Annotated in this window: 10 protein-coding genes, 1 pseudogene and 1 other annotated feature; of the genes and pseudogenes, 1 reads left to right on the forward strand and 10 read right to left on the reverse strand. The window is 50.4% G+C overall.

What is annotated here, in order from left to right:
- Positions 1 to 52 precede the first annotated feature (52 nt).
- The 9 genes and pseudogenes from DWX91_RS10125 to DWX91_RS10170 form a co-directional block, all read right to left on the reverse strand.
- Positions 53 to 1,225 carry a MalY/PatB family protein gene (locus DWX91_RS10125; RefSeq protein ID WP_118538735.1) on the reverse strand — a complete coding sequence of 391 codons (1,173 nt, stop codon included), beginning with the start codon at positions 1,223 to 1,225 and terminating at the stop codon, positions 53 to 55.
- Positions 1,226 to 1,485: 260 nt separating this feature from the next.
- The gene (locus DWX91_RS10130) at positions 1,486 to 2,631 is read right to left on the reverse strand and encodes a trans-sulfuration enzyme family protein (RefSeq protein WP_022360405.1); all 1,146 of its coding nucleotides are present in this window, start codon (positions 2,629 to 2,631) and stop codon (positions 1,486 to 1,488) included.
- Between the two features lie 531 nt (positions 2,632 to 3,162).
- Positions 3,163 to 5,813: pseudogene (locus DWX91_RS10135) on the reverse strand (valine--tRNA ligase).
- A gap of 110 nt (positions 5,814 to 5,923) precedes the next feature.
- Positions 5,924 to 6,115 carry a DUF6472 family protein gene (locus tag DWX91_RS10140; protein ID WP_022358726.1) on the reverse strand — a complete coding sequence of 64 codons (192 nt, stop codon included), beginning with the start codon at positions 6,113 to 6,115 and terminating at the stop codon, positions 5,924 to 5,926.
- Positions 6,116 to 6,300: 185 nt separating this feature from the next.
- Positions 6,301 to 6,597 (reverse strand) — a binding site (T-box leader).
- Between the two features lie 31 nt (positions 6,598 to 6,628).
- A complete protein-coding gene (locus DWX91_RS16935; RefSeq protein WP_207664030.1) occupies positions 6,629 to 6,769 on the reverse strand; it encodes a type IV pilin protein in 141 nt (46 codons plus the stop codon).
- 194 nt (positions 6,770 to 6,963) lie between these two features.
- Positions 6,964 to 7,845 (reverse strand): MetQ/NlpA family ABC transporter substrate-binding protein, encoded by an 882-nt coding sequence (locus tag DWX91_RS10150; protein WP_022358728.1) that lies wholly within the window; start codon positions 7,843 to 7,845, stop codon positions 6,964 to 6,966.
- A 239-nt stretch (positions 7,846 to 8,084) separates the two neighbouring features.
- Complete coding sequence (locus DWX91_RS10160; RefSeq protein WP_118538737.1) at positions 8,085 to 8,750, reverse strand: methionine ABC transporter permease; 666 nt, start codon at positions 8,748 to 8,750, stop codon at positions 8,085 to 8,087.
- A 1-nt stretch (position 8,751) separates the two neighbouring features.
- Positions 8,752 to 9,765 carry a methionine ABC transporter ATP-binding protein gene (locus tag DWX91_RS10165; protein WP_118538739.1) on the reverse strand — a complete coding sequence of 338 codons (1,014 nt, stop codon included), beginning with the start codon at positions 9,763 to 9,765 and terminating at the stop codon, positions 8,752 to 8,754.
- Between the two features lie 426 nt (positions 9,766 to 10,191).
- Positions 10,192 to 11,283, reverse strand: a complete 1,092-nt coding sequence (locus DWX91_RS10170) for a glycosyltransferase family 2 protein (RefSeq protein ID WP_118538741.1) — start codon at positions 11,281 to 11,283, stop codon at positions 10,192 to 10,194.
- 309 nt (positions 11,284 to 11,592) lie between these two features.
- Here DWX91_RS10170 and DWX91_RS10175 point away from each other — a divergent pair, with 309 nt between their 5' ends.
- Positions 11,593 to 12,732 (forward strand): DUF362 domain-containing protein, encoded by a 1,140-nt coding sequence (locus DWX91_RS10175; RefSeq protein ID WP_118538743.1) that lies wholly within the window; start codon positions 11,593 to 11,595, stop codon positions 12,730 to 12,732.
- A gap of 113 nt (positions 12,733 to 12,845) precedes the next feature.
- Here DWX91_RS10175 and DWX91_RS10180 read toward each other — a convergent pair whose 3' ends face one another.
- Positions 12,846 to 14,264: a D-alanyl-D-alanine carboxypeptidase family protein gene (locus tag DWX91_RS10180; RefSeq protein ID WP_118538745.1), complete on the reverse strand. Its 1,419-nt coding sequence runs from the start codon at positions 14,262 to 14,264 to the stop codon at positions 12,846 to 12,848.
- Positions 14,265 to 14,312 lie beyond the last annotated feature (48 nt).

Below are 14,312 nucleotides of genomic sequence, written 5' to 3' on the forward strand. Positions count from 1 at the left end.
TGCCTGCGGCAGGTTTTATTTATACGGGTTCTGATTCGTGACCCAATCAATTTTATCCGCGGATCGCCGCTTCCAGCTGCTTCAGCGCTTTCTCCACCGTCACCCGCGGGCATGCGATATTGATCCGCTCGAAGCCCTCGCCGTCCGGTCCGAACATCGCGCCGCTGTCCAGCCACAGATGTGCCTTGTCCACGATCAGATGTTCCAGCTCTTTTTCATTCAAATGAAGCGCCTTAAAATCCAGCCACAGAAGGTAGGTTCCCTCCGGCTCGATCAGACGGATTTCCGGCAGATGCTCTTCCAGATACGCCTTCACAAACTTCCGGTTCTCCTCCAGATACGCTTTTAGCTGTGCAAGCCACTCCGCTCCCTCTTCATACGCCGCCTGGCATGCTACCAGTCCCATCAGACCGACCTGGCTGTAGCCTGCCGCCGTGATCTCCTTTAAGAGTTTCTTCCGAAGCTCTGGGTTCGGCACAAAGATATTGGAAATCTGCAGTCCCGCCAGATTGAACGTCTTGGACGGTGCCGTGCAGATCAGGCAGTTCTGCTCAAACTCTGCACCCAGCTTCGCAAATACTGTGTGTGGATGTCCCTCGCGGGTAAAATCACTGTGGATCTCATCACTGACCACGAGCACACCGTGACGCAGGCAAATCTCGCCAACCCGGCGCAGTTCTTCCTCGCTCCAGACACGTCCGACCGGGTTGTGCGGACTGCAAAGCAGGAACAATTTTACCTTATTTTCGACGATCTTCGTTTCCAGGTCGTCAAAATCCATCGTGTAATAGCCATCCGTGATTTTCAGCGGGCTGTTGACAATCTTACGTCCATTGTCCGTAATTACTTCCGAAAATGGATAGTAAACCGGCTGCTGCAGAAGCACGCCGTCGCCTTCCTTCGTATACGCCCGGACAGCCGCCGCCAGCGCGAATACAACGCCCGGTGTCTTCACCAGCCACTCCGGTTTCGTCTCCCAGCCAAAGCGCTCCCGGTACCAGTTCTGGACTGCCGCAAAATAGCCCTCTTTTCCATCACTGTAGCCGAAAATACCATGTTTTACTGTCTCTTCCAGCCGCTCTAAAATCGCCGGAGCCGTCTGAAAATCCATATCAGCCACCCAAAGCGGTAAAATATCCGCTGGTTTTCCTCGCTCGATGGCAAAATCATATTTTAAACAGTTGGTACCATGCCGGTCCACCACTTTGTCAAAATCGTATTTCATGCATTTTCCTCCCAATCCATCGTTCCTGTCAATGAACGGTTTTCACTCTGGCATCCTGTCATCCATGCCCATATCCCACTGCCCATGCAAAACCGATACCAGACATATCTATCCTCTTTTGTAACTGTTCAGTCCCTTCACAGTCACGCGCAAAAATCCATTAAAAATTGCCTACGGCAATGGGATTTTTGCCTGCTGGCCCATGTTTTCGTACGGTCAGCGCAGTAAATGCGCAGACCTACTGAACAGTTATCCTCTTTTTACGCTAACGCCTGTTCCAGATCCGCAATCAGATCATCCACATTTTCAATACCGACAGACAGACGTAAAAATGTCTCCGTAATTCCAAGACGTTCCCGGATCTCAACCGGCACATCGCCGTGTGTCTGCAGCATCGGATAGGTAATCAGGGACTCCACGCCGCCCAGACTCTCCGCATAGGAAATAAGCTTCACGCGCTCCAGCACCTTTCTCGCCGTCTCCTCTGTATCAGTGCGGAACGAAATCATGCTGCCCGCGCCGCGGCTCTGTTTTTGGTTGATCTCATAACCCGGATGCTCCGGAAGTCCTACATAGTAGACATCCGTTACTTTTTTCTGCTCTTTCAGCCAGCTCGCGATCTTCATCGCATTCTCCTGCTGCCGTTCCACACGCACTGACAGAGTCTTGATGCCGCGCAGAACTAAGAAAGAATCAAACGGAGAAAGTCCGCTTCCGATCGTCTTGAACAGATACCGGATCTGTTCTGCCAGCGCCTTGATCGGCGTACATAAAAATCCAGCCAGCGTATCATTGTGACCGCCTAAAAACTTCGTGCCACTGTGGACAACCAGATCCGCGCCCTGCGCGATCGGATTCTGCAGATACGGGGACAGGAAGGTATTGTCCACGATCAGAAGCAGTCCGTGCTTCGTCGCCAGACGGCTCATTTCCGCCAGATCGGTCACCTGCATCGTCGGGTTGCTCGGTGTCTCGATGTAGAGTGCCTTCGTCTGATCCGTGATCGCCTTCTCAACCGCCTCCACATCGGCTGTATTTATATAGGAAAATGAAAAACCGCGCTTCTTTTCCAGTGCCTCAAAAATACGGACGGAACCGCCATACAGATCCTCGGTACATACAAAATGGCTGCCACTGTCAAACAGCTCCATCATCAGCGAGATCGCCGCCATACCGGATGTGCAGGCAACGGTATCAACCGCTCCTTCCAGCGCCGAAACCGTCTTTTCCAGCTCGTCTCTGGTCGGGTTGCTCTCACGCGTATAATTATGACCGGTCGATTCCCCAATACCCGGGTGGGCAAAAGTCGCCGTCTGGTAAATCGGTACTGAAACAGCGCCAAAAGAATGGTTTTTAGAAGTTTCCGGATCTCCGCAAATACAAGTTGTCTCTATCTGATAAGCCACGATGTCATCCTCCTGTGTCTATTTGCTATATCAGCAAATTTGTTTTTTATATATTTTTCTTATTTCATATTATTTTAATTGGTTTATCAGTGATTGTAATGCGGAATTCCTACTTTGTCAATAGGAATTCCATGCAGTCCGCCATTTTCCCGGGCGTTTTCCTTCCTCAGCGCAGAAACCTATCAAGGTACATTTTTTGTTTTTTCACAGAACGCACCTTCCAAACAATTCAAGTCGAACGTCCGTGAGACTTGGCGCGTGATTCTGGTCAGCGAGCTGACATATTCTTTACAGAATCACTGCGCATCCTCGCGGAGCGTTTATCTCAGTCGGAGAATGGACTCCCACTGAGACAAATTTGCTATTACTCACCACCAGAAGAGGTGGGAGTCTTCTCGACTGAGATAAAAAACAGAATAATTTCGGTTCCTTCTTTGCAAATAAGCCAATGCATATAGTTTTCCCCATACACATCGGCTTATTTCACGCATCAGGCGGATCTCTCGATCCTGCCTTTTACTTCATATTCAACTATTTCCGCAGCTGTGCCAGGCGCTCCTGTACCTGTGCCATCATCTGGCGGTATTTCTCCAGCTTCTCACGCTCTTCGGCAATCTTTGCCTCCGGTGCGCGGCTGACGAACTTTTCATTACTTAACATGCCCTCGGAACGGGCAAGCTCTTTTTTCAGCTTCTCCTCTTCCTTGGTCAGACGCTCGATCTCCTTGTCCAGATCCACCAGCTCTGCAAACGGCATATAGATGGTTGCCTTTGCAGTCACAGCCGATACGGCATCGTCTGCGATTCCGCTCTTGTCCTTCTGAAGGACAACCTCGCTCGCATAGCCAAGAGTTGCGAAGAAGACACGGCTGTGCTCGAAGATGGCCAGAACTTCCGGATCCTCTGATACAACGTATACTTTTGCCTTCTTGCTCGGCGGTACGTTCATGGATGTGCGGACGCCGCGGATCGCGCGGACTGCATCCTTGATCGTCTCTACAGCTTTCTCCTCGTCTGCGAAATTCCACTCATCCTTGTACTCCGGCCAGGAAGAAATCATGATGGACGGTTCCTCATCCTGCAGATTGCAGAAGATTTCCTCGGTGATGAACGGCATATATGGATGCAGCAGTTTCAAGGACTGGATCAGAACCGTTTTCAGGGTCCAGAGTGCAGCGGCCTTGGTGGTGTCTTCCTCGGACCAGAGTCTCGGTTTTACCATCTCGATGTACCAGTCGCAGAACTCCTCCCAGATGAAATCGTAAACCTTCTGGAGGGCGATTCCCAGCTCGTACTTATCCATGTTCTCGGTAACATCTTTTGCCAGCGTGTTGACCTTGGAGAGGATCCAGCGGTCAGCCATCTGCAGGTCAGAAAGCTTCACATCCGTTACCGGCGCTTTCTCAATGTTCATCATGATGAAACGGGATGCATTCCATACCTTGTTTGCAAAGTTACGGCTTGCTTCCACACGTTCCCAATAGAAGCGCATATCGTTGCCCGGTGCGTTACCGGTCATCAGGGTCATACGAAGTGCATCGGCGCCGTACTTGTCGATAACCTCGAGCGGATCGATACCATTTCCAAGGGATTTACTCATCTTGCGTCCCTGGGAGTCGCGTACCAGACCGTGGATCAGGACGGTGTGGAACGGCTCTTTGCCCGTCTGCTCCAGACCAGAGAATACCATACGGATAACCCAGAAGAAAATGATATCGTATCCGGTTACCAGCACGTCGGTCGGATAGAAATATTCATATTCCGGTGTATCCTTCGGCCAGCCGAGCGTGGAGAACGGCCACAGGGCGGAGGAGAACCAGGTATCCAGCGTATCCTCATCCTGATGCAGGTGGGTGCCGCCGCATTTCGGGCATACCGCCGGTGCACACTTGGCAACGGTCATCTCGCCGCAGTCATCACAATAATAAGCCGGAATCCGGTGTCCCCACCAGAGCTGACGGGAAATGCACCAGTCACGGATGCCCTCAAGCCAGTGCAGATACGTCTTTCCGAAACTCTCCGGAACGAATTTAAGTCTGCCGGATTTAAGTGCCTCTACCGCCGGTTTCGCCATCTCTTCCATCTTGACAAACCACTGCGGTTTTACCATCGGCTCTACGGTTGTGCCGCAGCGGTCGTGGGTACCTACGTTGTGGGAATGCGGAACGACTTTGACTAAAAGTCCCATTTCCTTCAGATCCTCTACCATGGCTTTTCTCGCCTCGTAGCGGTCCATGCCCTGATATTTGCCCGGTACGCTGATGGTTGCATCGTCATTCATGATGCAGATCTCTTCCAGGTTGTGGCGTTTTCCTACCTCAAAGTCGTTCGGGTCATGTGCCGGTGTGATCTTTACGCAGCCGGTACCGAACTCTTTATCTACATACTCATCCGCGATGACCGGAATCTCTCGGTCGGTCAGAGGCAGTTTTAACATCTTGCCTACGATATCCTTGTAGCGCTCATCCTCCGGGTTGACAGCTACCGCAGTATCGCCTAACAGCGTCTCCGGACGGGTGGTTGCGATCTCGACGAAACGTCCCTCTTCGCCGACGATCGGGTAATTAATGTGCCAGAAAAAGCCGTCCTGCTCCTCATGCTCTACCTCGGCATCCGAAATGGAAGTCTGGCAGACCGGGCACCAGTTGATGATACGGGATCCCTTGTAAATATAACCTTTTTCATACAGTCTGGTAAATACTTCCAGAACCGCCTCGGAACAGCCCTCGTCCATCGTGAAACGCTCGCGGTCCCAGTCAGCGGAGGAACCCAGCTTGTGAAGCTGTTTTACGATACGGCTGCCGTACTCTTCTTTCCACTCCCATGCTTTCTCCAGGAAGCCCTCACGACCCAGATCATGCTTGTCAATGCCCTGCTCTTTCAGCTTATTGATAACCTTAACCTCCGTTGCGATCGCGCATGGTCGGTACCCGGCTGCCACAGTGCCTCATAGCCCTGCATTCTCTTGTAACGGATCAGGATATCCTGCATGGTGTTATCCAGCGCATGTCCCATATGAAGCTGTCCGGTAATATTTGGCGGCGGCATCACAATCGTGAACGGCTTCTTGCCGTTTCTGCGTCCGCGCTCTGCATCGGCGTGGAAATATTTGCTGTCCAGCCATTTCTGATACAGGCGATCTTCAATATCCGCCGGATTATATGTCTTTTCCAGTTCTTTCATTGATCGATTCTCCTTTTGTGTTTTAACTCATCAAATGCTGTTTATCCTCGCATTCTATCATGAACCGCATCTTATTTACCTTCATTTTGTGTAATTTCCGATGCAGTTTCTTACATCTGTTTCCGGACAATCTTGTACTCATCATCCGTCTGGTAGTACGGGCAGACAAAACGCTGGTTGCTTAAAAATGCCGCCATCTCGTCCTCATCCAGATCTGCCTCGCACAGATAATACCCATAATCATCGTCATAGACATAATTGCCGCACGTATCACAGCTTGTCAGCGGACCCTGTTTTTTCATCTGTTTTGTCCTTTCCGAAGCGCGTTTCCTATGAAAAGAATGTGCCTTGGCACATTCTCGCGCCGAGCGCGGTCGCTTGCGGCATGTTTCTGCTTCGCGCGAGTGCGCATCCTCGCGGAGCGTTTTTTGTTTCATAGGACGTAATTTCCTATGAAATGAAAAAACCCCTTGCAGACATATCATCTGCAAAGGGCGTCATATACGCGGTACCACCTTAATTCAATCAGGATTTCCGCCTGCCGGTGTTTTCTTTGCACACATCCAGACTTTACCCCAATCCTCTTGATTCTATAACGGGAACTCCCGGGATCTCTTATCCACCACTCTCTTTCACAGCATTCCTAAGTCATAGCAGAACGCGGTTTTTCAGAAATCCGGCTCCGAAGCTACCTTCCACATCCGTTTCCCGGAACCGTCTCTCAACCTGCGCGGTTCTCTCTGTCAGGGCTTCTATGTGTACTCCTCTTCTTCACTGCCTTTCATTTTTCAGTTCCTTGTTATCATAGAGGTTTTTCAGGAAAATGTCAAGGTTTTCGGCACAGGTTGGTAAATTCTGATGCCAGAAATTGCAGCTAAAATGGCAACAATCGCAACGACTACCAAAAGCTCCGCCAACGTAAAGCCCTTTTTCCTATTCTGTATATGAATTCCCATTCTTATCACCCACCTGTCACCTTTATCCATTTTTTGTTTTATTTTATCACATGATTCTAAAAAATTCACGCAAAACGTTTTTCATCTGACGCACATTCCCATAAATAGAAAGAAGAGGCCTCCGCCTGCGGTTTTCACCGCAAAGCATCCGCCTCTTCCCCATTTCGCTGCTGTAATCAAATTCCTGCCGTCAATTAAAACAGCGGAACAACCGCTCCATCATACTTCGTCTCGATGAACTCTTTGATATCATCGCTTGTCAGGACTTCCATCAGAGCTTTTGTCTTGTCGCTCTCCTCGTCACCTTCACGGACTGCTACGACATTTCCGTATGTCTGGGCTGCCAGAGAGTCAGAAGACTCTACTGCCAGAGCATCGGTTACCTTTAAACCAGCCTCGATTGCGTAATTTCCGTTGATAACTGCGATATCCGCATCCTGTAAGGAACGCGGAAGCTGTGCTGCCTCAAGCTCTACGATATCCAGGTTCTTCGGGTTCTCTGTAATATCATTGATAGTTGCGGTCAGACCTGCATCCTCTTTCAGTGTCAGAAGACCCTGATCCTGAAGAAGCAGAAGTGCTCTTGCCTCATTGGTTACATCGTTCGGCACAAGAACCTCTGCGCCGTCAGCCAGCTCATCTAAAGAATCGCTCTTGCCTGCGTAGATGCCGAATGGCTCATAATGGATTGCGCCTGCACTTACCAGATGAGTGCCATTCTCCTCATTAAAGGTATCGAGATATGGTTTGTGCTGGAAGTAGTTTGCATCCAGATCGCCGGACTCCAGTGCGTTGTTCGGCTGTACATAATCAGTATACTCTACGATCTCCAGATCGTAGCCCTTGTCTGCCAGAAGGTCTCTTGCAGCTTCCAGGATCTCAGCGTGCGGTGCCGGGCTTGCACCTACTACCAGCTTCTCCAGATCGCCGTCTGCCTCTTTAGCCTCTGCGGTGCTCTCCTCTGCTGTCTCTGCAGCGGTCTCAGCAGTTGTCTCATTCGAGCTGGAAGAGCAGCCTGCTAAGGATGCAGCTGCCAGCAGTGCCAGGAATGTGGTTCCTAAGAATGATTTTTTCATAGTGATTTCCTCCTCTTTGTGTGTTTAAATTGTAGCTGTTCAGTACCTTCACAGTCACACGCAAAAATCCATTAAAAATTGCCTACGGCAATGGGATTTTTGCCTGCTGGTCCATGTTTTCGTATGGTCAGCGCAGTAAATGCGCAGACCTACTGAACAGTTACTTTAAATTTATATTTCAGAAATGTCCTGCATCTGCCACAGACGATAGGCTGCATTTCATTTCTGTAAATATCTTATTAACGGATTCTCTTATCACTTCTTCTCGAACTCCGCGTAAAGATCTCCTGAATCAGCTGTGCGATAATAACCAGAATCACAACGGTAATCAGCATCATATCTGCCTGATAACGGTGGTATCCATATCGGATCGCCACATCGCCCAGACCGCCGGCGCCGACACAGCCTGCCATCGCGGAATATCCGAGGATTGTCGTGATCGAAATCGCCGCGCCGACTAACAGGGACGGCTTGGACTCCGGAAGCAGCACCTTGAAAATAATCTGCCAGGTTGAAGCGCCCATTGATTTTGCTGCTTCAATCACGCCTGCATCAATTTCCTTTAATGATGCCTCTACCATACGGCTGATGTACGGGAACGCCGCGATTACCAGCGGTACAACTGCCGCATTTGCTCCGATCGTCTTTCCCACGATCGCGCGGGTCAGCGGCATTACCATCGCTAACAGGATGATAAACGGCACCGAACGGAGCAGGTTGACAATCACGCCCGCCACTTTGTTGAACAGCGGCACCGGACGGATGCCGTCTTTATCGGTTACAACCAGCGCCACGCCGAGCGGGATGCCGATCAAATAAGAAATCAGGGAAGAAAGACCTACCATATATAAGGTTCTCCAGGTCTCTTTTACCAGCATACTGACTGTCTTCGCATCAAATACCATCTTAGCGCACCTCCTCATAGGTCACACCGACCGTTTTTAAATAATTGCAGATACGCCCTGCATCTACCTCGTCCTCCGGGAGCTGCAGAAGCATCTGTCCCATCGCCTTGCCCCCAATATCGTGGGTATCCGCGAGAAGGATATTGACCGGAACCTTGCAGGCTAATACCATATTAGAAATAATTGGCTCCGAAGATTCCTGTCCATTGAAAATAACGCGGATCTGACGCGCTCTGGCAAAGCTTGTCTTCTGCCCTGCCGTCTCTCCTAAAATCAGCTGCCGCCCAATCTCCGACTTCGGACCAGAGAAAATCTCTGATACCTTGCCAGACTCTGCAATGTGGCTGTGGTCGATGATCGCCACACGATCACAGATAGACTCAATAACTGCCATCTCATGGGTAATCACGATCACAGTAATACCGAGTTCGCGGTTAATCTTCTTGAGAAGCTCCAAAATCGATTTTGTCGTATTCGGGTCGAGCGCACTCGTCGCCTCATCGCAAAGCAGCACCTTCGGGTTCGTGGACATCGCGCGTGCAATCGCCACTCGCTGTTTCTGTCCGCCGGAGAGCTGTGCCGGATATGCCTTCATCCGTTCTTCCAGACCGACTAATTTTAAAAGCTCAGCCGCCCGTTTCTTCGCCTCTGCTTTCGGGACACCGGCAATCTCCATCGGAAAGCACACATTCTGGAGTACATTTCTCTGTGCCAGAAGATTGAACTGCTGGAAAATCATCCCCATCGACTGTCTGGCTTTCCGAATCTCCGACTCCTTCATCATCGACAGGTTCTGTCCCTCAAAAATAACCCGTCCCGCCGTCGGTATCTCCAGATAATTGATACACCGGACCAGCGTACTCTTTCCTGCACCTGACAGACCGATAATTCCAAAAATCTCGCCCTTCAGGATTTCCAGGTTAATATCATCTAACGCGGTTACCGTTCCGTTCGTTGTCTGGAATTGCTTTCCCAGTCCTTCCAGGCAGATGATCGCTTCCTTTCTCTGCTCCATGGTCTTTTCCCCTCTCTTTTTCCGAATATACAGCATTGATACCCTGTCGCATAAAAGATGCCACTACTGTTTTTTTGTCACAGGAAGCAGTTAGTGCCTTTTTGTGTCATAAGGAATTCCAAGGAATTTCCTATGACACAAAAAAGCCGCGGATCCAGTACGGATCGCGGCTTCCTATGCTATACTTACAGGTCTATCCGACCAGCCCGTTCCGTCTTTCATGCACACAAATATGACAGCACATCATACACATGCCGTTCATCATCATATTCATCTGCATGGCTTTACTCTGACGCATCGGACCTGTCCCCTTTCAGCTTATATTCCCTTATTCCTGATAGGAATTATATGTTTATGAAGATACACCCATTTTCCGGGTTTGTCAAGTGTTTCCTAAATTTTTAAGAGCTATTTTTTAGAGCTATTTCACTCCTGCTCCGGTTTTTGCACAGCTTCTCTTCTTTTTGATGTCTGGAGTTCCCGTGCTTCTGCACGGCTGCGGCGCAAATTTTCTCCTGGCATCTCCTGTTTCCGGCTGCGCCCTTTCTCACGCTCGCGGATGCGATCCGGCGTGCGGCTCTCAATGATATAGCGCGGGCGGTGCTTTGACTCCAGATAAATCTTTCCGACATACTCTCCGACGATTCCGACCGAGAGAAGAAGCAGTCCGCCGATAAACCAGATCGATACCATCATGCTCGCCCAACCAGTGATCGTATTGCCCCGGAAGAAATCAACCACCGCCCAGATAAGGAATCCAATACTGACAAAAAATGCCGCAATTCCCATGAACGTAATCATCCGGATCGGCTTCGTGCTCAGCGAAGTAATGCCCTCGATGGCAAAAGCCAGCATCTTTTTCAGCGGATATTTGCTCTCCCCTGCTGCCCGCTCTTTACGGTCATAATATACCACATCGGACGGATAACCGATCATCGGGACAATCCCGCGCAGAAACAGATTGACCTCCGAAAATTCCGCCAGCCCTTCCAGTGCCCTCCGGCTCATCAGGCGGTAATCCGCATGATTATACACGGTGTTCGCTCCCAGCGCATTCATAATCTTATAAAATCCCAGCGCAGTTGTACGCTTAAAAAATGTATCCGTCGCCCTGTGGCGGCGCACACCGTACACGATGTCACAGCCAGCCATATACCGCTCGATCATCGCGTCGCATGCGTCCACATCATCCTGCAGATCGGCATCCATCGAGATCGCCGCGTCACACCGCCGTCTCGCCGCCTCAAAAAGCCCGGCTAAAAGCGCGTTCTGATGACCGCGGTTGCGGCTCAGCTTCACACCTGCAAACCGCTCGTCCTTCTCATGGAGTTCCTCGATCAGCTTCCATGTTCTATCCTTCGAACCGTCGTCTACCATCAGCACCCGGCTTCCCGGATGAATCCGGCGGCTGCGGGTTAAATCATCTAATTTTTTACCTAAAAATTCTGCCGTCAATGGCAGAACTTCCTCTTCATTGTAGCAAGGCACCACGATATAGATAACCGGTGCATTTCTCATACTGTCATCTCCTGCCCGGGTCACTGTCCCTTCTATGCAGACAAGTCCCCTCGTATTTTCAAAAGCAGGTTTCCAGATACAGGTATCTTGCCAGAATCCCCCCTGCAGCTGAAATCTGCTTTTTCCGTATTTTCCTATTATATAGGAACTACATTAAAAAGAAAAGTAAATTTTTGACACATCCACCCGATTCCGGTATAATAGAATGGATATTTTTATCACTTTACTATTACTCGCCACCTAAAGAGGTGGGAGTCTTCTCGACTGAGATAAAAAATCAAAAAAAGCCATCTATCAGGAGGTATTCATATGTCAAAAACCGAAAAAGCAAAGGTGTATTTTACAGATTTCCACACCATTGCATTTGGCGACGGTCTCCCTGCCAAATTAAAAAAACTGATCCGTAAAGCCGGGATCGGTTCCATCGATATGGATGGTAAATTTGTCGCTATCAAGATGCACTTTGGTGAACTTGGAAATATCAGTTATCTGCGTCCGAATTATGCCAAAGCCGTTGTTGATGTCATCAAAGAGCTGGGCGGCAAACCATTTTTAACAGACTGCAATACGATGTATCCAGGCAGCCGCAAGAATGCGCTCGAGCACCTGGAATGCGCCTGGGAAAACGGATTTACCCCGTTGACTGTTGGATGTCCAATCATCATCGGTGATGGATTAAAAGGCACCGATGACATCGCTGTTCCGGTGGCCGGAGGCGAATACATCAAAGAAGCTAAGATCGGCCGCGCCGTCATGGACGCCGATGTCTTTATCAGCCTGACCCATTTCAAGGGACATGAGATGACCGGCTTCGGCGGTACGATCAAAAATATCGGCATGGGCTGCGGTTCTCGCGCCGGTAAGACCGATCAGCACAGCAGTGGAAAACCACACGTCAAGGAAAAGCTCTGCCGGGGCTGCCGCCGCTGTCAGAAGGAATGTGCCAACGGCGGTCTCGTTTTCGATGAAGCCTCCAGAAAAATGCACGTGGATGCTGAGCACTGCGTCGGCTGCGGACGGTGTCTCGGCGCCTGCAATTTTGACGCGATCGAATTTGACAACAACGCAGCCAACGAGCTGTTAAACTGCCGTATGGCGGAATACACAAAAGCCGTTGTGGATGGACGTCCAAACTTCCATATTTCCCTGGTCGTTGACGTCTCCCCGAACTGCGACTGCCACGGTGAAAATGACGTACCGATCCTTCCAAATCTTGGTATGTTTGCTTCTTTCGATCCGCTGGCACTCGATCAGGCCTGTGTGGACGCCTGTCTGGCCGCTGCTCCGATGCCGGGCAGCCAGCTTGCAAAACATCTTGCTGATCCGGATTTCCACGATCACCATGACCATTTCACAAATTCCACACCAGAATCTGAGTGGAAAAGCTGCCTGGCACACGCGGAGAAGATCGGTCTGGGAAGCCGGGAGTATGAATTGATCACACTATAATAACATCACCCCCATCTGCCAGCTGTGCCGCCGGTCTTTTTGCGGCCGCAGAGCTGTGAAAAACGGAACCGCCCCGGTCTTTTCTGCCGGTCGGCTCCGTTTTATGCTCTTCTTTATTTCTGAATCCAGACACCATTCGCATCGACTCTATATCCGTCCGGTGTCGTTCCATTGACAAACAATGCTCCGTCAGCACTCACATAATACCAGTATCCATTCGTCTGAATCCAGCGGCTCTTCGCCATAGCCCCGCTTTCGGTATAATAATGCCAGGAGCCGTTTACCATCTGCCAGTCACGCGCCATCCACGCATCTGCATGGAAATAGTATGTCTCCCCCTTGATCAGTAGACTCTCATTTGCCGCGTAGGTTCCGTTTGCTTTCAGGTATTTCCATTCATTTCCAAACTGCTGCCACGCACCATCACCCTGAGCAGCTGTATTGCCAGATCCAGAGCTACCCGGTCCGCCCTGACTGCCGGAAGAAGAGGTATTTTTGCTGGTCGTATTGCCGGACGGCTTGCTGGAATTTGACGTACTGTTGTTCGCCGCATCCGATACCGAGGTGTTCGTGCCAGCCGGTGTGCCGGATGCGCTTCCCGCCACTGCAAAACCATAGTCCAGCAGCTTCTTCGTATCGTCATAATGGGTCTGCGAACTCTTTAAAACAACTGCAATCAGGCGCACGCCATTCCGCTCTGCACACGTTACCAGCGTGTTGCCTGCCAGGGAAGTATAACCGGTCTTTCCGCCTATGATTCCCTCATAGTACTGAGAATTTGCCGGATTGAGCATCTTATGTCCCATCGTAAGCGTCCGCACCGTCGGCACGCTGGCAGTCGCCGGGAAATCGTAATGCAGGGTCGATGCAACCTGACGCACCGTCGCATTATTGAATGCAGCATTTGCAATCAGCGCCATATCATGTGCGGTTGTAAAATGGTTCGCATTGTTCAGACCATTCGGGTTTGCAAAATGCGTATGCGTGCATCCTAAGGACGCTGCCTTCTCATTCATCTTATCCGCAAACGCGCTGACACTGCCGGACACATGCTCCGCCAGTCCGTTTGCCACCTCATTTGCCGATTTTAAAAGCAGACCATAGAGACAGTCCTTAACCGTAAAGGTATCACCCGCCTTAACCTGCAGCGTCACCGCGCCCGATTCCAGATTCGAAACTGCCGTCTGGGAAAAGGTTACCGTATCACTCAGATTACAGTTTTCCGCTACCAGAAGCGCCGTCATCAGCTTCGTGATGCTGGCTGGATAATACTGCGTATCCGCATTCTTGGAAAACAGAAACTGGTTGTGCGTCGCATCATAGAGCACTGCGCCCTGCGCTGCCACCGTCGGCTGAGCTGCATTCTGTGAAGTAACCGTTGCTCCCGAAGGAACTGCGCCGGAGACCGTGCCTCCTGCCGCCTGTCCCGGACCGGTCGCCCCGTCTGTCGCAGCAAATGCAGTCCATGACACAGACATCATAAGTGCCATTCCCAGGCAGAGGGAACGCACGGATTTTTTCCATTTATTCATCGTATATTGTCCTTCCTGTATGTATTTTCGCTTTTCTCCTACCCGCCA

The organism is Clostridium sp. AF22-10 (genome assembly GCF_003478725.1).
In the GTDB taxonomy this organism is placed as follows: Bacteria; Bacillota; Clostridia; order Lachnospirales; family Lachnospiraceae; genus Otoolea; species Otoolea fessa.